The sequence below is a fragment of the Acinetobacter celticus genome (assembly GCF_001707755.1).
GTDB lineage: Bacteria > Pseudomonadota > Gammaproteobacteria > Pseudomonadales > Moraxellaceae > Acinetobacter > Acinetobacter celticus.
Genome location: NZ_MBDL01000009.1, coordinates 404,064 through 425,444, shown reverse-complemented (window position 1 = coordinate 425,444; position 21,381 = coordinate 404,064). Strand labels below are relative to the sequence as shown.

Annotated in this window: 13 protein-coding genes, 1 tRNA gene and 4 pseudogenes; 14 read left to right on the top strand and 4 right to left on the bottom strand. The window is 38.2% G+C overall.

The annotated features are described in order from the left end of the window. Nucleotides 1-50: 50 nt before the first annotated feature. Nucleotides 51-2,087 (top strand): NADPH-dependent 2,4-dienoyl-CoA reductase, encoded by a 2,037-nt coding sequence (locus BBP83_RS08770; protein ID WP_068887554.1) that lies wholly within the window; start codon nucleotides 51-53, stop codon nucleotides 2,085-2,087. 87 nt (nucleotides 2,088-2,174) lie between these two features. Further along, nucleotides 2,175-2,264, top strand: a tRNA-Ser gene (locus tag BBP83_RS08765). 121 nt (nucleotides 2,265-2,385) lie between these two features. Here the strand turns inward: BBP83_RS08765 and BBP83_RS14985 are convergent. Beyond that, nucleotides 2,386-2,568: pseudogene (locus tag BBP83_RS14985) on the bottom strand (IS5/IS1182 family transposase); the annotation flags it as partial. Between the two features lie 508 nt (nucleotides 2,569-3,076). Between BBP83_RS14985 and BBP83_RS08760 the strand changes: the two are divergent. Further along, nucleotides 3,077-4,486 carry an FAD-binding oxidoreductase gene (locus BBP83_RS08760; RefSeq protein WP_068887552.1) on the top strand — a complete coding sequence of 470 codons (1,410 nt, stop codon included), beginning with the start codon at nucleotides 3,077-3,079 and terminating at the stop codon, nucleotides 4,484-4,486. A 429-nt stretch (nucleotides 4,487-4,915) separates the two neighbouring features. Then, nucleotides 4,916-6,100, top strand: a complete 1,185-nt coding sequence (locus BBP83_RS08755; protein WP_068887549.1) for a porin — start codon at nucleotides 4,916-4,918, stop codon at nucleotides 6,098-6,100. Nucleotides 6,101-6,151: 51 nt separating this feature from the next. Here the strand turns inward: BBP83_RS08755 and BBP83_RS08750 are convergent, their stop codons facing one another. Further along, a complete protein-coding gene (locus BBP83_RS08750; RefSeq protein ID WP_068887547.1) occupies nucleotides 6,152-7,132 on the bottom strand; it encodes a LysR family transcriptional regulator in 981 nt (326 codons plus the stop codon). Between the two features lie 102 nt (nucleotides 7,133-7,234). Here BBP83_RS08750 and BBP83_RS08745 point away from each other — a divergent pair. The 7 genes and pseudogenes from BBP83_RS08745 to BBP83_RS15670 all read left to right on the top strand — a co-directional run bounded on the left by BBP83_RS08745 (nucleotide 7,235) and on the right by BBP83_RS15670 (nucleotide 14,939). Next, nucleotides 7,235-8,346, top strand: a pseudogene (locus BBP83_RS08745) (tartrate dehydrogenase). A gap of 21 nt (nucleotides 8,347-8,367) precedes the next feature. Next, a complete protein-coding gene (locus tag BBP83_RS08740; protein WP_245669729.1) occupies nucleotides 8,368-10,029 on the top strand; it encodes a BCCT family transporter in 1,662 nt (553 codons plus the stop codon). After that, nucleotides 10,026-10,985, top strand: coding sequence for an alpha/beta hydrolase (locus BBP83_RS08735; RefSeq protein WP_068887540.1), 960 nt, complete (start codon nucleotides 10,026-10,028; stop codon nucleotides 10,983-10,985). The genes BBP83_RS08740 and BBP83_RS08735 overlap by 4 nt, the downstream gene beginning before the upstream one ends. A gap of 49 nt (nucleotides 10,986-11,034) precedes the next feature. Continuing rightward, a complete protein-coding gene (cntA, locus tag BBP83_RS08730; RefSeq protein ID WP_068887538.1) occupies nucleotides 11,035-12,150 on the top strand; it encodes a carnitine monooxygenase subunit alpha in 1,116 nt (371 codons plus the stop codon). Nucleotides 12,151-12,239: 89 nt separating this feature from the next. Next, nucleotides 12,240-13,691, top strand: a complete 1,452-nt coding sequence (locus tag BBP83_RS08725; protein ID WP_068887536.1) for an NAD-dependent succinate-semialdehyde dehydrogenase — start codon at nucleotides 12,240-12,242, stop codon at nucleotides 13,689-13,691. Nucleotides 13,692-13,731: 40 nt separating this feature from the next. Then, complete coding sequence (gene cntB, locus BBP83_RS08720; RefSeq protein WP_068887534.1) at nucleotides 13,732-14,691, top strand: carnitine monooxygenase, reductase subunit CntB; 960 nt, start codon at nucleotides 13,732-13,734, stop codon at nucleotides 14,689-14,691. Nucleotides 14,692-14,789: 98 nt separating this feature from the next. Then, complete coding sequence (locus BBP83_RS15670) at nucleotides 14,790-14,939, top strand: ShlB/FhaC/HecB family hemolysin secretion/activation protein (protein ID WP_415502329.1); 150 nt, start codon at nucleotides 14,790-14,792, stop codon at nucleotides 14,937-14,939. 572 nt (nucleotides 14,940-15,511) lie between these two features. On the opposite strand, the pseudogene BBP83_RS08715 reads toward BBP83_RS15670, so the two are convergent. Further along, nucleotides 15,512-15,790: pseudogene (locus tag BBP83_RS08715) on the bottom strand (tyrosine-type recombinase/integrase); the annotation flags it as partial. Next, nucleotides 15,771-15,875, bottom strand: coding sequence for an Arm DNA-binding domain-containing protein (locus BBP83_RS15665; protein WP_141689963.1), 105 nt, complete (start codon nucleotides 15,873-15,875; stop codon nucleotides 15,771-15,773). The gene BBP83_RS15665 and the pseudogene BBP83_RS08715, both read right to left, overlap by 20 nt. Here BBP83_RS15665 and BBP83_RS14980 point away from each other — a divergent pair. The 3 genes and pseudogenes from BBP83_RS14980 to BBP83_RS08705 form a co-directional block, all read left to right on the top strand. Beyond that, nucleotides 15,875-16,505: pseudogene (locus tag BBP83_RS14980) on the top strand (IS5 family transposase); the annotation flags it as partial. The gene BBP83_RS15665 and the pseudogene BBP83_RS14980 sit on opposite strands and share 1 nt — an antisense overlap. A gap of 202 nt (nucleotides 16,506-16,707) precedes the next feature. Beyond that, on the top strand, nucleotides 16,708-17,556 hold the full coding sequence (locus BBP83_RS08710) for an OmpA family protein (RefSeq protein WP_068887530.1): 849 nt from the start codon (nucleotides 16,708-16,710) through the stop codon (nucleotides 17,554-17,556). Between the two features lie 222 nt (nucleotides 17,557-17,778). Further along, on the top strand, nucleotides 17,779-20,859 hold the full coding sequence (locus BBP83_RS08705; protein WP_068887527.1) for an Ig-like domain-containing protein: 3,081 nt from the start codon (nucleotides 17,779-17,781) through the stop codon (nucleotides 20,857-20,859). Nucleotides 20,860-21,381: the final 522 nt, after the last annotated feature.

The following is a 21,381-nucleotide window of genomic DNA, read 5'->3' as shown; positions in this document are numbered from 1 at the left end:
GCTAAAGTAGTATGCAACAAGTTGCAAAGCCAAATATAAAAGGATTCATCATGACAACGACTAGCTATGCAAATATTTTAAAGCCCTTACATTTAGGATTTACGACCATTAAAAACCGTGTCGTGATGGGTTCAATGCATACAGGATTAGAAGACCGTTTTTATAATTATCCAAAACTGGCTGCTTATTTCGGTGAACGTGCAAAAGGTGGTGTTGGACTGATTATCACAGGGGGAATTTCGCCAAACCGTCAAGGTTGGTTGCTGCCTGCAGGCGGTACGATGAACACGCTTGGAGATATTGCACCGCACCGACTGGTCACCCATGCCGTACATAAGCATGGTGCTAAAATTTTAATGCAAATTTTGCACGCAGGTCGTTATGGTTATCAACCATTTGTAGTTTCTGCAAGCCCAATTAAATCGCCCATTTCTCCTTTTAAGCCACGTCAGCTAAGCGATAAACAAATAGTAGATACCATTCAAGACTATGTTAAAACTGCCAGTTTAGCCAAAAAATCAGGTTATGATGGCGTTGAAATTATGGGTTCAGAAGGTTATTTACTGAATCAGTTTTTAAGCCGTCATGTGAACCAGCGTACAGACCGTTGGGGCGGCGATATTGAAAATCGTATGCGTTTGGCAGTGGATATTGTAAAAGGCATTCGAGCTGAAGTTGGCGAAAAATTTATTATTTGTTTCCGCTTGTCGATGCTAGATTTAGTGCAAGACGGCAATACGATGGCAGAAGTTATTATTGTTGCTAAAGCTTTAGAACAAGCAGGCGTGACTTTATTAAACACGGGGATTGGTTGGCATGAAGCACGTATTCCGACCATTGTAACATCTGTACCACGCGCTGCTTTCGTCGACTACACTGCAGAAGTGAAAAAGCATGTTGCTATTCCAGTTATTGCTTCTAACCGTATTAATATGCCTGAAACGGCTGAAGAAATTTTGGCGACAGGTAAAGCCGATATGGTGCAGATGGCTCGCCCATTATTGGCCGATCCATTTTGGGTTAATAAAACAGCGACAAATCGTGTCGATGAAATTAATACCTGTATTGCCTGTAACCAAGCTTGCTTAGACCATACTTTTAAAAATCAGCGGGCAACCTGTTTGGTGAACCCACGTGCAGCTTTTGAAACTGAATTGGTCTATGTGAAGACCAAAAAGCCAAAACGTATTGCGGTGGTGGGTGGTGGTGTAGCTGGACTGTCCGCAGCCACTGTTGCAGCCAGTTGTGGTCATGAGGTGACTTTATTTGAAGCCAGTAATGATGTTGGTGGTCAGTTTAATTTGGCGAAAGCTGTTCCGGGTAAAGAAGAATTTCACGAAACCATTCGTTATTTTAAAGTTCAAATTGAAAAAACTGGCGTAGAACTACGTTTAAACACTAAAGTAAATCGTGAACAATTAGAACGCGAAGGCTTTGAAGAGGTGATTGTGGCAACAGGTGTTGTTCCACGTGCGTTGAAAATTGAAGGTAGTCACTTGCCACAAGTATTGTCATATGCCGAAGTTCTTCGTGGTGCACCAGTGGGAAATCGTGTTGCTATAATTGGCGCAGGCGGTATTGGTTTTGATGTTTCTGAGTTTTTATTAAAACCGCCACATCAGCCACAACCACAGCCTTTAGCTACTTGGCAACAGGAATGGGGGATTGATCCGAACCCAAATTATATTTCAGAAGGCGGGACACAACCTGCAATTGTTCATCCACCTGTTCGTGAAATTTATTTGCTTCAGCGTAAAACCACAGCTTTAGGCGCAGGCTTAGGAAAAACATCGGGTTGGGTACATCGTGCACAATTGAAAAAACATCATGTGCGTATGCTTCGTGGGGTGCAATATAAAGCAGTGACTGATGAAGGTTTATGGATTGAAATGGCAGGCCATGATCAGTTATTACGTGTTGATACTGTTGTAGTTTGTGCTGGACAAGAGTCGATTAAAGATTTAATGCCACTAGAGACTGAAAAAACCTTGGCAAATTATCATATTATTGGTGGTGCAAAATTGGCTGCTGAGTTAGATGCGAAGCGTGCTATTCGTGAAGGTGCAGAAATTGCAACCAAATTATAGGGAATTGGCGAAACAATATGCATTTGAATGATTTAGCCTGAAGTTTTTCTTGTCATTATTCGTAAAGCGCCGTATTATGGCGTCCATGGAAGCGTGGCAGAGCGGTTTAATGCACCGGTCTTGAAAACCGACGAGGGTTTACCCCCTCCGTGAGTTCGAATCTCACCGCTTCCGCCAAATATTGAATTAAGCCCTTGTTATTGCAAGGGCTTTTTCTTGCCTATGGTTTTACCCCACATAAAAATTTAGATTGAAATAGATCAGAACAGACTAGGGCGTGCCCTCATTTGGCTTTGCATCAAATAAATATATAGGCGATACGAATCATAGACTGATAATTGCATGTTCGTTTATCAAATCGAGTTGCAATAGCATGGAAATGCTTCAATCTCGCAAAGGCATTTTCAACTAAATGTCTTAATTTATATAGATATTTATCAAACGCCTTCTTCGACCTTTTGTGATTTGATCTCATTGGAATATGGGGATTATATTCTTGTTCTTGGCATATCTTAGGTTCTCAGACGAAGTGCAACAAAGATTAATTTAATAGATGTTCGAACTAGCTACGTATAATAGAAAATCATGGCTGGCTGGAGCTGAAAATTACACAGCGATAAAGGTAAGAGACGTAATTCTCCCTTATTTTTTTTCAAGGCTAAATAGCTAGCTGGGGTGTACTTTCGTATATTGTTGAAATTTTGGCATAAAATTGAACAAAAATAATTTATAAGAGAAGTTTATTTATATGTATTACTTAATGGAATTATACACAGTTTGTAATTACTAGCTATACATCTTGAACTATATCCAACTCGTATTTATATGTAAAAATGATCTGGTAGTGTGGCCTGAAATATTTAGATTTTAGTTTGCCGCATATAATTATATTTTTGATTTTACTCAATAAACCTCATTTGAGAGTTAAGGATTTATATTTTTAATTCAAAAAATAATCATATGTTTACTTTTTACTAGGTCTATAAACGATGAATGCTCAAGTTGCTTTAACCCCAGAGTTATTAACCCAATTGACTGCTATTGTCGGTGAAAACCGCATAAAAACTGATGCGGACAGTCTTGAAAATTGGGGACGTGACCATACCAAGCACTTCGACCCAAACCCATCGGTCATCGTATTTCCATCGTCAACAGAACAAGTTCAAGCCATTGTGAAACTTGCCAATCAATTTAATGTGGCGATTACGCCTTCAGGTGGTCGTACTGGTTTATCTGCGGGTGCGGTGGCTGCCAACGGCGAAATTGTGGTGAGCATGGACAAAATGAACCAAGTGTTGGAGTTTTTCCCAGCCGACCGTATGGTTCGTGTACAAGCAGGTGTGGTGACTGAACAATTACAAAATTATGCAGAACAGCAGGGCATGTATTACCCCGTTGATTTTGCCTCTGCGGGTTCATCGCAAATAGGTGGTAACATTGGCACCAATGCAGGCGGTATTAAAGTCATTAAATATGGCATGACCCGCAACTGGGTACTGGGTTTAACCGTGGTGACAGGTAAAGGTGATGTACTGCGTTTAAACAAAGGCATGATTAAGAACGCGACAGGCTATGCACTTCAACATTTATTTATTGGTGGTGAAGGGACGCTCGGTTTAGTCACTGAAGCTGAAATTAAACTAGAGCGTCAACCGCATGACTTGCAAGTGATGGTACTGGGTGTACCTGACTTTGATGCGATTATGCCTGTATTACATGCATTCCAAGCAAAAATTGACCTGACGGCATTTGAGTTCTTTGGTGAGCTTGCTATGCAAAAAGTTTTAGATCATGGTCATGTACAGCGTCCGTTTGAAACGGAATGCCCATTTTATGTTTTGCTAGAATTTGAAGCACCGTATGAACCCATTATGGATGCGGCGATGGAGATTTTTGAGCATTGCATGGAACAAGGCTGGGTACTGGACGGTGTATTAAGCCAAAGTTTAGAGCAAGTCCATAGTTTATGGCGTTTGCGTGAAGATATTTCAGAGTCTATTGCACCATTTACGCCGTACAAAAATGATATTTCAGTTTTAATTACCCATGTACCTATATTCGTTAAAGAAATTAATATGATTGTTACAAAAAATTATCCCGATTTTGAAGTCTGTTGGTATGGCCATATTGGCGACGGTAACTTGCATTTAAATATTTTAAAACCTGCGGATTTAAGCAAAGATGAATTTTTTGCCAAATGTCAGGTGGTGAATAAATATGTCTTTGAAACCGTGAAAAAATATAATGGTTCAATTTCAGCAGAGCATGGTGTGGGGATGACCAAAAAGCCATATTTGGGCTACACACGTTCAGCAGAAGAAATTGCATACATGAAAGCATTGAAACTGGTGTTCGATCCAAACAGGATTATGAACCCAGGTAAATTATTTGATTTATAAGACTATTATATAAATAATTGCATAGAGTTAATCATGTAAAAATGAAGGTATAGAGTATACTTGGGCAGAAATTTCCTTCATCAAGGTTTAATTGATCATTTCTATTTAGGTAGTAATACACCATAAAAAATCGTATGAATTCATACGATTTTTTGCATTTGGGTAATAAAAAAATGATTTGAATAAATTAGCATGAAAATTTTGATCTTAATTACTATTTTGGCGTAGTGAGTTCTTATTTAAATGGTCTTGTAGATTAGCAAGGTGATTGATAGTTGCTCAAATATAATTATTTTAATGTAAGAAAATCAATATTGAGTTGAATTATCCGTTAATTAAACACACTTCGTGAATTTTCAATACATATTTGTATGATTGATTAAATAGTGGCTTTTCTTCATTTTGATATCTTTATCAAGGATGATTCAAATGAAAAAATCGATATTATCGCTCGGATTGGCGTCACTATTTTTTAGTCCTATTAGTTTTGCAGAAAATTTAGCTTGGGGTGATATTGCTACCAAAGAAGGTCAGTTCAAAGTTTCTGGTGCGGTGCGAACACGTTTTTTACATAAAGATTATGCTGATCAAGCGATACAAGGAACCAAGAATGATGATTGGAAACTGTCTGATATTAAATTGGTTTTAAGTTATGAAAATCCGAATTGGATCGCTTCAGTTGACACTAGATGCTATCAATATGATTCGCTGTGTGATGCTGTCTTTTTAAAAGATGCTTGGGCAGGCTACAAGTTCAATGATGAACAACGTTTAACGGCTGGTTTACAGTTTGTTGATTTCGGCTATGACCGTTTATGGGGAAATAGTTATTATGAAACTATTTTGAATACTGTCGGCCTTGAAGATATTCAAAATTTAGGTGTGAAATATCGGTTTAAAAATGAGGACTATCATTTGGCACTTGGGTTTTACCCACGTGACGGCGGTAATTTTAAAGGAACATCAAAAGATTCTAGTCGGTATTCTGGCAACTTCGTTCAAGCAGATGACTTAAATGAAGGAACCAATATTGAAGAAAAAAATATGTGGATTGGACGCGCCTCTAAAAAAATTAACTTAAATAAGGCTCATGCTTTAAAAACAGAAATTGGTGCATCGTATTGGCATTCCGATTTAGAAAACCAAAGAACAGGTCTTGATGGTACTCGCGATGCTTGGAATGTATTTGCATTAACCGAATTGAATGCATGGCAATGGTTATTTGTGGCAGGTGCGCAAGATATTAAAAATGCCGATGATCTACATCCGCAGTATTCAACCATCGGCGCATTTGATTTTCCATATCAAGTGGCAAACAAGGCTAAATTTGTGGTAAATGAACTCAGTTATGCTGTAGATAAGCCACTGTTTAAACTTGAAAATATCAAACCTTATATTTCCTATAGTCAATTTCTAAAAGATGAATCAGGTTTCAAAGATTCAGAGCGTCTCATGGCTGGTGTTTATTTCAATTACAAGGCGATTGGTGTACAGGGTGAATATATTTGGAGCAAGAATGATCCAATGACGGGCGGTAGTGGTAATGGCTTAGCACAAGGCGATAGTAATCGTTGGAATCAATTGTTCTATTTATCTTTAGGTTATTATTTTTAAAATTATTGTTTAGATTAAAAAAATCGCCCATTAAATCTGGGCGATTTTTTATTATAAAAACACTTTTTCAGTTAGTGGATGAATATTGTCTATAGGGGAAATTAATTCACCACGATTTAAGTTTTGAATTAAATGTAGTCGATTAGAAAGTTCATGCTGAATGAATAAAATACAGGTTTGAAGTTTGGATGAGGTTTTTAATCGAGATGGATACACTGCCCAAATATCAGCATCTTGCCAATATTCAGGTAAAATATGTTGCAGTTTTCCAGATGCTAATTCTTCTGCAACGTCCCAGACAGAGCGTAAAATAATACCCTGTCCATCAATAGCTAGCTGATGAATGATTTCACCATTATTGGACACAAAACGTGGTCGCACATGCGTCACGATATCTTCATTTTTGTGTCTCAACTTGAGTAAAACAGAAGATTGGTCTCGTTCACTGATGGTTAAGCAGTCATGATGTTGTAAGTCTTCAATAGTCTCAGGAATGCCATTTTTAGCTAAATAGCTGGGTGAAGCACATAAAATTCGAAAATTAGGGGCTAATTTTTTCGCAATCATATTGGGTGCAATTTCATTGCCAATACGGATATCTAGATCAATGCTGTGCTGAATTAAGTCCTTGGTATTATCAATCGTATTGAAGTGAATGGTAAGTTTTGGATACATATTCAATAGTTTAGATAAAATTGGTGCAACATGTTTACGGCCAAAACCAAAACTGCTGACAATATCCAAATGACCTGTGGGCGAACCTAAGGGGTTGTTGAGTAACTCACTTAACGCATCAAACTCATCCAAGATATGGGTTATTTTTTCTAAAATTAATTTGCCGTCTTCTGTCAGGCTGACATGCCGAGTGCTTCGATGGAAAAGTTTACAGTTTAAATTGGTTTCTAAAATATTGATCCGTTTACTGACGTAAGCAGGAGATGAACCCAGCTCTTCTGCCGATTCGACAAAACTTCGTCGCTTTGCCACAACACAAAAAACTTTAAAATCCGATAAGTTAGGAAGATTGTTCACGATCCGTGTCCATAAGCTTGATGGTTTGAATATTGATCATTCTACATGAAAAGATCATGTTAACAGCATGATGGAATTTAACTAACATAGTCAAGGGATAGAATGGAACGGACATATAAAATAGCCACGATTGCAGGTGATGGCATTGGTTTAGAGGTTTTGCCTGAAGGGATTAAGGTTGTTCAGGCTGTCGCACAAAAGTACGATATTGCGCTTCAAATGGATGCTTTTGATTGGGCAAGCTGTGACTACTATTTAGAGCACGGCAAGATGATGCCAGACGATTGGTTCGAGACTTTACAGCAATACGATGCAATTTTCTTTGGTGCTGTGGGTTGGCCAGATAAAGTTCCTGACCATATTTCATTATGGGGGTCGTTATTACAATTTCGTCGTCGTTTTGATCAATATGTTAATTTACGTCCTGTACGTTTAATGCCAGGTGTGAAATCTCCACTAGCAGATAAAAAACCGGGTGATATTGATTTCTTTGTGGTTCGTGAAAACAGTGAAGGTGAATATTCTGCGATTGGTGGAAAAGCCTTTGAAGGCACAGACCGTGAATTTGTGTTGCAGGAAGCTGTATTTACGCGTCATGGCGTAGACCGAATTTTGAAGTATGCCTTTGAAATGGCAAATACACGTAAAGCGAAAAAAATTACTGCAGCCACTAAGTCAAATGGATTGGCAGTAAGTATGCCGTATTGGGATAGCCGTGTGGATGAAATGGCAAAACAATATCCTGATGTGAAAGCAGATAAGCAACACGTTGATATTTTAGCGGCCCGCTTTGTCCTGCAACCTGAACGTTTTGATATTGTCGTGGCATCGAATTTATTTGGCGACATTCTGTCTGATTTAGGCCCTGCATGTACAGGAACGATCGGTTTAGCAGCTTCAGCCAATTTAAATCCAGAACGTGATTTTCCATCTTTGTTTGAACCAGTACATGGTTCAGCTCCCGATATTTTTGGTCAAAAAATTGCCAATCCGATTGCTGCAATTTGGTCGGGTGCAATGATGCTTGAATTCTTGGGTAATGGTGAAAAAGTCTTTGAAGATGCAAGTAAAGACATTATGCAAGCTATTGAGCATGTCTTAGTCAATGGTCCTAAAACAGCAGATGTTGGTGGAACCGCAAAAACGCATGAAGTAGGGGATGCGATTGCATTATTGATTAGCAAAAAATGATGGATTTATTTGTCATGGAATAAAAATCTATTTAAAACGGATTAATTGATATGGAAAATCAAAAACCAAAAGTTTATACAGATAAAGTACTGGCATCTATTAGTTTGCTGGTGGTTTTTATCTCTGTAGCTGGACTGGCTATTTATTCGCAAGAGTCGATTCACTTGGCAGAAAAGATGATGTTTTGGGCAACCTCATTGTTCACAACACCTGTCTTATTATTTGCATTCTTAGCCATTATTTTCACTTTAATTTTAGCTTTTAGTAAATATGGCAAAATTAAAATGGGTGAAGGTAAGCCTGAATATAGCACCATGTCCTGGATTTTTATGTTCATTTTATCGGGCATTGGATCTTCAAGTTTGTACTGGGGCTTTTTAGACTGGGCTTATTACTATCAGACACCAGGGTTAGGTTTAACCCCTGAATCTGCGGAAGCCTTGAAATATAGTGTGGCTTATTCATTTTTTCATTCGGGTGCGAGTGCATGGGCGATTTACGCACTGGCTTCAGTATCCTTATGTTATAGCTTCCATGTCCGTAAGAATAAAGGTTTGAGCTTAGCCTCTATTATTGAAGCGGTCACAGGCTTTAAAGCCACGGGTGTGGTGGGGCGTCTAGTCGACCTCTTGTTCTTATTGTGTATGTTTGGTGCCTTGACGATTTCATTGGTGCTGACAGCTGTGACCTTTACCAATATTTTGTCATTGTTGACGGGTATTCCAAATACTTTCGCCACCAAAGTGATTATTATTTTGGCTGTATCTATGGTCTTTGCGCTGAGCTCTTATGTCGGTATGGAAAATGGCATGAAGCGTTTAAGCAGCATGGTCTGTTTTGGAGTGGTGCTCTTCGCTGTATACGTACTGGTTTTTGGCCCAACTCAATTTATTTTAAATAATTCTTTGACAAGTTTTGGCTTAATGGCTACTAATTTCGTCGATATGAGTTTATTTACTGACCCAATGGGAGATGGAAAGTTTACCCGTGAGTGGACCGTATTCTATTGGTTATGGTGGATTTCATATGCGCCGGGTGTTGCATTATTTGTAACTCGTGTATCTAAAGGCCGTACCATTAAAGAAATTATTTTGGCCATGATTGTGGGCGGTAGTGTGGGCTTGTGGTTTGTTTTTGGTGTCTTTGAAAGCTTCAGTGTCTACAACTTTATTCATGGTGCTGTGAATGTGCCACAGATTTTAAGCCAACAAGGTGGTGAGGTTGCGATTGGCCAGTTATTAAGTCTATTGCCTGCGGGTCAATTGATGATGTGGATTTTCCTTGGCATTATGGTGATCTTTTTGGCCGCACATATGGATGCCGTCGGTTATGCTGTGACTGCAACCTGTACACGTGGCCTACAAGAAGGACAAGATCCTTCACCGAAAGCGCGTTTATTTTGGTGTGTGATGTTGACGCTAGTGCCAATTGCGATGATTTTCTCTAAAGCACCGCTAGATACTATGAAAACGGCAACCATTATTACTGCCTTACCATTTATCGTGATTATTTTGATTCAGACTTATGGCTTAATTAAGTGGTTGATTGAAGACTATTCTAAAATTCCGTCACATTTGATTGAGCAAAAAAGCTTTGAAGAAGCGGAATCAACTTCTGACCATATAGATAGTCGTGATGTATCCATCGAAGTGTTAAAACCCGCAGAGTTGGTGCGTGAAAATATTGAAAGAGGTGGTGTGTCATGACTCAAATCAATACAGCGTATGTTCTAAGCGAAGAAATGCAACGTCTAGTGTATTGGAACAGTGTTTATAGCGCAGCAGATATGGATTTAGACTCATGTCGAGCAGCCTATGATGCGATGTGTATGCATTACACCCTACCTAGAGATGATCGTATTGATATTCAAGATCATGTTATTGAACATAAAAACCAGAAGATCGGTGTTCGATTATATCAACCTAAAGCAGTGCAAGCGCCTGTAACAGGTTGGCCGTGTGTGTTGTATTTCCATGGTGGTGGTTTTGTGGTCGGTGGTTTAGATTCACATGAGTTTTTACTCAGCTATCTTTGCCAAGATTTGAACATTGCTGTGTTGTGTGTCGACTATCGCTTAGCGCCAGAACATCATTTTCCAGCCGCCCATGACGATTGTGAATTTGCCTATACATGGCTTAAAGCACATGCCGATCAATGGAATATTGATGCCGATAACATCATTATTGCAGGTGATAGCGCAGGTGGGAATTTAGCAGCAGCCGTAACGGTGGCTTTACAGCATACAGGTCAGCAGGCCAAAGGTTTGGTCATGGTTTATCCAATGTTGAGTACTCGTTTTGATTTGCCAGCTTATCGCTTGCACGCTAATGCACCTTTATTAACACGTGCGGATTGTGAGTATTACTTACGCGAATATGCACCCGATGATTCGCAATGGAATGATCTGCGTTTAGCGCCATTATTGGCTGATGATTTTTCAGATATGCCAGAAACTTTTATTGCGGTGGCTGAGTTTGACCCTGTTGCAGATGACGGTAAATGTTTTGCTGAAAAATTGGCACAAGCAGGTATTACTCAGCAGCTTTATGTCGCTCAAGGGATGTTGCATGGTGGATTACGGTTAATGCGTGATTGCCCTGAAGTACAACAGCTCTATCAGCACATGTTAAATGCAATACAACAGATGATTCACAAGATTTAAACCTAATTTAAAATTGAAAACTATAGACAAAATGAATGGAGTTACAATCATGAATTCACCAGAAACCTTACCACAAGACTTTTGTGCAGACCCGGATAATGCATGGACTTTCCCAAAAGTGTTCTATACCTCATCACAGGTTTATGAGCGTGAAAAAGAGGAAATTTTTGCAAAAAGTTGGATTTGTGTTGCCCACGGCAGTGAGTTAGCTAATTCCAATGATTATATTACCCGCAAAGTCATTGATGAAAACATTGTAATTATTCGTGGTAAAGATATGGTACTACGCGCATTTTATAATGTGTGTCCGCATCGTGGTCATGAGTTACTCAGTGGGAGTGGTAAAGCTAAAAACGTGATTACTTGTCCATATCATGCTTGGACATTTAAGCTTGATGGTAGTTTGGCATTGGCTCGAAACTGTGACCATGTAGAGAATTTCGACAAAGAAAAATCAAGCATGGTACAGCTTAAAGTTGAAGAATATGCAGGCTTCGTTTTCATTAATATGGATGAAAATGCAACGTGTGTAGAAGATCAATTACCGGGTTTTGCGGCTAAACTCGCAGAAGCGTGTACTGTAGTCAAAGACCTTAAATTGGCTGCTCGTTTTGTTACAGAAACACCTGCAAACTGGAAAGTGATTGTTGATAATTACCTTGAATGTTACCACTGTGGCCCAGCACACCCTGGTTTTGCGGACTCAGTACAAGTAGATAAATACTGGCATACTACCCATCAAAACTGGACTTTACAGTATGGCTATGCACGTTCTTCAGAGAAATCTTTCAAAATAGACCCATCTATTACCGACCCAGAGTTTCATGGTTTTTGGACTTGGCCAAGTACCATGTTTAATGTCCCACCGGGCAGTAATTTTATGACGGTGATCTATGAATTTCCTGTTGATGCTGAAACCACGTTACAACATTATGATATTTACTTCACTAATGAAGAGCTAACACAGGATCAGAAAGATTTAATCGAATGGTACCGAAATGTATTCCGTCCAGAAGATTTAGAATTGGTTGAAAGTGTACAACGTGGTTTGAAGTCTCGTGGTTATCGTGGGCAAGGCCGTATTATGACGGATAGAGAGCGCTCAGGAATTAGTGAGCATGGTATTGCTTACTTCCAAAACTTAGTATCGAAAATTCACCGTTAATTGATGGCTTAGTATGCTCATTTAGGCCCATACGTTGAGCCTAGATGAGCGACGGTGTTACTCGCGATAAAATACATAAGGATAGTCAGATGTCAGCATTACAAAATAATAGTTTATTTCAGCAAAACGCTTTCGTTGATGGCACTTGGATTGAAGCTCAAGACCAACACCGTATAGAAGTGACCAATCCTGCAAATGAAGAACGGATTGGCTCGATTCCAAATATGGGGCAAGCTGAAGCTATACAGGCTGTTGAAAGTTCGTATCAAGCGTTACAGTCTTGGAAAGCATTAACAGCTCAAGCCCGCGCCGATTTACTGCTTGCTTGGCATAAATTAACCTTAGAACATGCCGATGAATTGGCACAAATTATGACCATTGAGCAAGGTAAGCCATTGGCTGAAGCTTTAGGTGAAGTTAAATATGCAGCTTCATTTATTCAATGGTTTGCTGAAGAAGGCAAGCGGATCTATGGCGATGTGATTCCAACGACCAATGCAGGCCAACGCTTTTTGGTAACCAAAGAGCCTGTAGGAGTTGTTGCTGCCATTACGCCGTGGAATTTCCCTATTGCGATGATCACCCGTAAGGCCGCACCTGCACTTGCAGCAGGCTGTACCATTGTGATTAAACCTGCCAATGAAACACCTTATTGCGCCTTAGCGATTGCCAAACTGGCAGAAAAAGCAGGGATACCAAAAGGTGTCATTAATGTGATTACAGGTAAGTCTGCTGAAATTGGTGCAGTGTTTACCTCACATGAAAAAGTGAAGAAATTAACCTTTACAGGTTCGACGCCAGTGGGTCGTTTGTTGATGCAACAATGTGCACCAACCATTAAAAAACTGGCGCTTGAACTTGGCGGGAATGCACCTCTGATCATCTTTGAAGATGCTGATTTAGATAAAGCGGTACAAGGTGCAATGTTCGCGAAATATCGTAATGCGGGTCAGACCTGTGTCTGTGCCAATCGTATTTATGTACATAAAAATATTTATAAAGCATTTAGCGAAAAATTTGTTACTGCGGTTAAAGCATTGAAAGTGGGCAATGGCTTAGATGAAGGTACACAAATTGGTCCTTTAATTAATGAAAAGGCAGTCCTTAAGGCACAAAAACTGATTGATGACGCATGTTCTAAAGGTGCATCTATTGCCTGCGGTGGTAAAAAGCATGAACTAGGTTATAGTTTCTTTGAACCAACAGTACTTACTAATGTTGATCAATCTATGGAGATTGTAGGGGAGGAAATTTTTGGCCCTGTTGCGCCATTGATTAGTTTTGAAACTGATGAAGAAGTGATTGTACAAGCCAATGACACCATTTTTGGTTTGGCAGCTTATATTTATACAGAAAATATTTCTCGTATTTTCAAGGTTTCAGAACAACTAGAATATGGCATGGTCGGAATGAACTCCACTGCGATTTCAAATGAAGTTGTGCCATTTGGTGGTGTGAAACAATCAGGTGTTGGTCGTGAAGGCTCTAAATATGGTTTAGAGGAATTTATGATAATCAAATACTTATGTCTTGGTGTTTAAGTTTTTAAACACCATAGTATTGCAAAATTAGGATTTAAAAATGACTGAGAGTTATCAAATGTTTCCTGCTGTAGTGACTACAGTGGAACAACTCACACCGCTCATTAAACGTTTTACGTTTAAACGTCAAGATGGTCTGGACTTTCCAGCGTTTACAGGTGGAAGTCATATTATTGTGAAAATGAACGATAAGCTTTCCAATGCTTATTCACTCATGAGTAACCCAAAAGATCTATCGACTTACCAAGTTTGTGTACGTAAAGATGCAGAAGGTAAAGGCGGTTCAATCTTTATGCATGATCAATGTCTAAAAGATTTTCAGCTGGAAATTTCTTCACCCAAAAATTTATTTGAACTGTCACCGCATGGTGAAAAGCATATTTTAATTGCCGGTGGGATTGGAATTACGCCATTTATTCCGCAAATGGATGAACTGCTTGAACGCGGTGTAAATTATGAATTGCATTATGCATTTCGTGCGCCTGAACATGCAGCATTGTTGGACGAACTCAAACAAAGTCAGCATGCTGATAAAGTCTTTAGTTATATTGACAGTGAAGGCTCTAAACTGGATTTGAATGCACTGATTGCAGGTCAACCCAAAGGAACACATGTCTATGTGTGTGGGCCTAAACCGATGATTGATGCAGTCATCGATACGTGTAATAAAAACCGTTATCGTGATGAAAATATTCATTGGGAGCAATTTTCTTCAACTGTCCCTGAAAATGGTGAAGCGTTTACTGTCGTACTGGCTAAATCAAACCAACGTATTGAAGTGATGGCAGATCAAACCATTCTTCAGGCGATTGAATCTTTAAATATTGATGTTGAATGTTTATGTCGTGAGGGCGTGTGTGGAACGTGTGAAACTGCAATTTTGCAAGGTGAAGCAGAACATTATGACCAATATTTAAGTGATGATGAAAAAGCCTCACAACAGTCTATGATGATTTGTGTTTCACGTGCGAAAGGTAAAGAAATTACACTTGATCTGTAGGATTATCTTTTAACAATTGAGCGAGAGCTCAATTGTCTTTTAAAATAGCTACTCAAGTGCTTTTAGAGCGCAATACAATGATACGCCACTGACATCCAATACCGACTTTCAATTGGTGGAAGATACATACGGTACGCGGTTTTGATGGGGATCTGACTCTAGCAGCAGACCGTGGTTTCTACTGGAGCAATGATTTAGCCAAGCGACACAAATTAATGCTGGGCTTTGGGCAAAAGATTTCACTGTGATTGCAGGACAAAATGATGTTGATAGCAATCACGCTGTGAGTGCTAGTTATGATAGTAGCGTGATGCGCGACGAGATAATTTCGGCATATTTTTTCGATAGTTACCTCGTCTAACACATTTCACGTGATGCAATGTTATTTCAGTTTAATTCGTCGAAACAATAACAAAGCCAATACGGCCATCAGTCCCGAAATTACCACCATTTTTCCAACCTTGGCCTTTAGCATCAACAATGAGAGTCTGTACTTAACTCTAATAGTATTTCTGCTCTGCAAAAAGGGAGGAGGCTCGGCAGATTGTAAAAACCGTATTTGAAGACATGGTGTTTAAGATAGAAGTATATAGTGATGTTGTTTTTGGTATAGCTATGTTGGTGGATGGTTTAGGTGAATATATAGAATTTAAAGTATAGTGTGGATAACTTAAGAGGTATCGACAAGCTGAAAACTATTTTTAGATCGTGGTCTCTTGATGACAGAAGAATTTTCTACACTAATCTTGTACCATAATTATTTTTTAATATTATGTCTATTTAAATTCATCTATTATTGTTTATTTCTTTGTCCAATCTATTATCGGAAAATATTTAAATAACAAAACTGAGCCCAATCAGCCATCAAATTTTTAAGTTTTTCAAGATATGCTCCACGTAAATAAGCCGCCTCAACCTCATCTGGTAATTTATGAGCAAGCACATGCTCACAGACCTCACGTGGATAATCCGTTTTATCAGCTGACCAATCACGAAATGTAGAACGAAAACCATGTGTCGTAATTACTCGATTTTGTTTAGGATCAATATAGCCTAAGCCATTTTCTTTTAATTTCTGTTCATGCATACGCTTGATCAATACCACTTCGTATTTGAAGTCTTAATTCAGTTGCTTTAGCACGGGCTTCAGCTAAAGAAACTTCAGGGTTGGGGCCAAGACCAATATAGAATTAGAACAGGATGTCCTTGGCGGGATTTACCTAAGTCTTTTTGCAAATCTAACGCAATTTTTAAATGCTTTACCTGATGGTCTAAAGATAATAAGTTACTAGAAATATTTAAATTATTATCAAAATATGCAAATCTAGAGTGGGTTTTTATTGATGGCAGTCATGTCCGAGCTTATCAACATGTCGCAGGAATTAAAAATCAGGCTATTTCAAGAAGTATTGACGGTATAGTTCTAAAATTCATTTGGCAGTAGGTTCAAATGGAAATCCGATTCAGTTTCTTATCCATGATGGTACAACTCATAATGTGAAATTCGCACCTGCATTGATTGTATAGATTTAAAAGATACTGATGTACTTTGCGCAGATAAAGGATATGACTCAGAATCATTGAGAGAGAAAATAGTGAAAATAACAACTAAAGCGAATATTTCAAAGAAATCCAACATCCTTTCAAATAACGACGACATGGATTGGCATTTATATAAAATTAGACACTTAGTTGAAAACACATTTGCAAGACTTAAGTAATTTAGAGGAATTGCTACACGCTATGACAAGCTAAAGCAGAATTATGGAAATTCAGTTGCTTTAGCCTGTATATTTATTTGGTTACTATTGTGAAGTGTCAACAGACCCTCCTTAAATTAACCAAAAAGTAACTTAGGAAGAAAAGCTAATATACCTTATTCATGTAATAATTAACTGTTTGAAATACATCCAGCTTATGTAAAAATAGATGGTAGTATATGTGATTTAGTTCACGTTATTTGAGTTGTTTTTAGCAATCAATTTAATTTATAAAGAGTTGTTGAGGGGTATTTTTATGTTTAAGTTTCCACTTTGGGCGGTTGTTGTATCAATGGGGGTGACTGCTTGTGCATCAAACCAGTATTTACAGCCAACAGATTTACGTTTTCAGAAAAAAACGCAAGAAAATAATCAAGTCATTACTTTAAAGCGCGATGGGACTTTGTGCGCTGAAGATACGGCAGAGCAACAAAATTGCCCAATTAATTTTTATATTGATAACATTCAAGCGGGTAGTTTTTACGTTAACAATTCTGCTCAATACTATTTAAAACCAGAAAATTATAACTTTAAAGTTAAAAACTGTACGACAGGTACTGACTGTCAAAGCTGTGATATAGATTTAGCGGTTGGTCAGTTAGCGAATAATAACTTTATGCTTTCGGTTGATGGTAAAGGAAAACCTTTTATTTCAAATAATGGGCAACCTTTAGTGTGTGAAGTAAAGTCTAATGAGGCACCTACCGAGCATACAGTAACAATTGATTTAGCTGCAGATACATTATTTAAATTTAATGGTTCATCTTTAAATGACCTACTTCCTAAAGGTCATCAAGAAGTTCTTAATGTTGCATCAAAAATTTCGACGGATTTTGTTTCTGTTCGTCACATTAAGTTAACTGGTCATACTGACCGTTTAGGCAGTGACAGTTATAACCAGCAATTGGGTCAAAACCGTGCAGATACGGTACGTAGTTTGTTGGTACAAAACGGGGTAGCTGGCAATATTGTTTCTACAGCAAGTGCAGGTAAGCAACAACCTGTAACAAATGGTTGTTTTGATGTGAAGCAACGTGAAGAACTCAAAGCGTGTTTACAGCCTGACCGCCGTGTAACTGTTGAAATTACAGGTCTTTCTAAATAGTTAACCTGAAGCTGGTTTAAGAAAGGTTATTTATTTTTCTTGAGCATAAGGGACTAATTTAGAGTCCAAAAGATCGCGATTTGATGCGGAAAGTCAGAAAAATTAATGGTATTGAATTGATATATTATTTCTATTTTATGATTTTAAAGGGAAAATTCCTTATCCGTAACTCAGATTGGTTAAAAGTTTGAAATTTAAAAAATATAATTTATTGGGTAAAATATGACTAATTTTATTGTAATTGAGAAAGACTCATTAAGTAAGTCTACGGTTAATTCTGCAAATATTACATTAACCGAAGCTTCTATTGTTCATACCAAAATGAGCCGTGAGGATGTTGCTGAGTTTATTCGCGATGGTAACAACTTAGTGTTGAAGCTAAAAAATGGCGAAACTGTTGTTATTGAAAACTTTTTTATTCAATACGATAACGTTGCTTCAGATTTAGTTTTTGAAGAAGATGGCTGTGTTTTATATTGGTTTGATGGTGTTTCAGGTTTTAAGGGAATTCCAGGACTTGAAGTATTATTGCCAGAAGCAGGAAGCAAGCTAGGCGCACTTCTCCCATGGCTTGTTGGTGCAGGTGTCGTTGGTGGGATTATTGCTGGTAGTGGTGGTGGTGATAAAAATAATAATGGGTCTACGATTGCACCGAATAAGCCACCAGTTGCTGTAGATGATACTGTAACGACGGAGCACGATACGCCAGTTGAGAAGAACATTCTTGACAATGACAGTGACCCAGAAAGCGATCCATTGGAAGTTAAAGACTTCACTGTTAACGGTGACAAGTATCAACCAGATGAAACGGCTGATATTCCAGGTGTGGGTACAATCACGATTGATAAAGACGGTAATTTAATCTTTACGCCAGAGCCTGGTTATGTGGGTGCAGTCCCACCAGTTGACTACACGGTAACTGATGGCAAAGGTGGTGAAGATACAGGTACAGTGACCTTTGAGGATGTGCCTGACAGGTTAGCAAACAATGACCTTATTTCCATGAGTGAAGATACAGGAACCAAATCTGGAAACGTACTGGAAAATGATAAGCCTGGTTTGACAGTGACGAGTGTTCGAATTAATGGTGTTGACTATGGAGTAGGTGAAAATATTGATATTCCAAAGGTTGGTACGGTCAATATTGCTGCAGATGGAACATATTCATTTACCCCAGTAAAAGACTATAGCGGTGAGGTTCCTGATATTACATATACTGTAAGTGACGGTACTCAGACGGATACAGCTATTTTAGATATTAAAGTGGAGGCTGTTGCAGACCAGCCTGTCGTGGGTAAGTTTGAATTTACGCCACCACCATTAAATTTAAATATTCAAACATGGTCTAATGTAAAAAATATTAATGGTAATAACTTATTGAAGAATGGGGGAGATGGTGCAAGTAAAGAGGACTTGCTTGCTGTAATTGACTTTTTACGTGATCCTGCGAATAAAGATAAGATCATTATTAATGATGGAGAGGGAGAGACAGCAATTATCTCAAATGATTCAGGTCAAACCAAGGATTTAACTTCAACTGATTTGGGTGAATATGGTGCTGTTTATATTTCTGGCTACATATACCTTGAAGCAGGTCAAACTTATATCTACAAGGGTCAGGGAGATGATAGTGCTGCAATTATCATTGGTGATGGTGTTTCTTCCTTACACGTAAATTGGGAAGGTACGTCCATCAGTGGAAAGGGTGACTTTACTGTAAATCAGTCAGGTTTCTATAGTTTCCAATTTTATGCACATAATGCAGACGGTATTGGGAACTATGACTTTATAGTTGAAAATGAAAATGGTAATGATCCAATTTTCTATCCGAATGTTGATGCGATAAAAGAGAGCCTTAAAGATACTACTTATGTATTAGGTGATTATGATGAAGGCGAGGATGGTAGTAATGACACTGGTTTCTATCCAGTAAATATGGGGTATCAAGGCAATTCTGACGATAGTATTGATTTAACTGGTATTCATCTGCAAGCAACAGACACAGATGGTTCTGAATATTTATCATTTGTAATGTCTGGTTTACCTAAGGGTGCAATACTGAGTTTTAAAGATGCAGATGATATAGAACATACAATAACTGTAGGGCCTGATGGAAAAGCTAGTTATACGCCAGGAAAGGATGCTACAGGTACAACCGAATACACTGACTTTAAACTCAAAGTTGGAGACAAAACGGATGCGTTACTTGATGTCACCTTGGAAGTAACTTCTACTGAAAAATCAAATGGAGATAGTTCATCATCTACATTAGAATTTGAGGTTAAAGTAGAGGATGCTGAAATTTTTGATGTAAGCTATGAAACAGAAAGCTTAATTAAAACAGATGCACCGACGGACAAAGTTACTGAAAAGGGATTGTCTGCCCAGGAAAATCCTTGGGAGGTAACTAATAGTACAGTAAATTATTGGTCTAATTATAAAGATAGTACAAGCATGGGTATCCGTCAGGATAGTGCTGGCGTTATGGAGGTAGGTCTACGTTCAGGAGCTCTTGCAACGAATAGCCTTGTAAATGGTTCTAAAATTGCAATGCAGTTAGCTTGGAATAATGGTTTCCAAACTGAGTCAGGACAAGGTGAATCGACAGTATTTAAGCTGATGGTGAATGGTATAGTTTATGCAACAGTAACTACACCTTCTAATAGCGACGGCTCACCTGTAGATAAAACCGGACAAGCACTTATTACCTATGAAAATGGCGCATCTGGTAACGTAGAGTTCTTTAGCGCCCCTGCTTATGAGAAAGATGGTGGTGATCCATCTGGAAATTCATTTGAATGGAATAACTGGGAAATTTATTTACCAGCTATTTCTGGAGATACATCGGTTTCATTACGTTGGGATGTGAAACAATCAACAGTGGCAGGTGATGTAACATCAGATGATTTGTACGTGAAGGATATTGGTGTTTATCCTGCAACTGCAGAGACAATTCAAGTGATGTCTATGTCACCATCCGATGATAATTCAGTTATTTTGGATTTATTAAGTAATGATAATTTAGATGGTAATGAACTCCAAACCATTGATGAATTTACATTTGGTGACTCTAACGATGTAATTGATGTTTCCACATTACTCTCTGATGATGCCAATGCAAGTAATTTAGCTGAGTTCATTACAGTGGATTACGATGCTGAGAATGATCAAGCTGTTATTTCAATTGATCGTGATGGTTCGGCAGAGCAATACCAATCAGAAAATCTGGTTGTACTATTGAATCAACCAAATGCCTTTGATTTAGGTGACTTATTAGCGAATAAGCAAATCATTATTGGTTAATTTGTTTACTTAATTATAGGCTTTCTAAGCCTATAATTAAGCGTTATGCCACCAGTTCTAATCTTAAAAAGAGCTGTTGGCATAACGTCGTTTCATGTTTCTCAATATGCATTTTGACTGGCATCTTAATGGTTGAAGTACATATGGAAAAACATGAAGTGATGGAATATTAATTTCACACTGATAGATAAAAAATTTGATTGATACTTTTATTATTAAATAGAAATATAGATTAGATTGAGGCGTATATGAATAACATTCACGGACAGTGTGTATTTTGGTATTTGTATACTTGTTCTAAATAGCGATATATATGGTCTTAAGCTAGATTGTCTGAAACAATTAATTAAATTTAAAGGTGATGTTATTTTTACCGTTTCAAACGGCTTTGTTATACAAACCTATCTTTTTAAGGTGTCTAATCCTAAAATAGGTTGACATTTATTTTAAAGTTAACATCTGATGAATCTCATCTAGTTTGATCATTAGATCCTGAAATGGTATAAAAAATTGATTATTTTT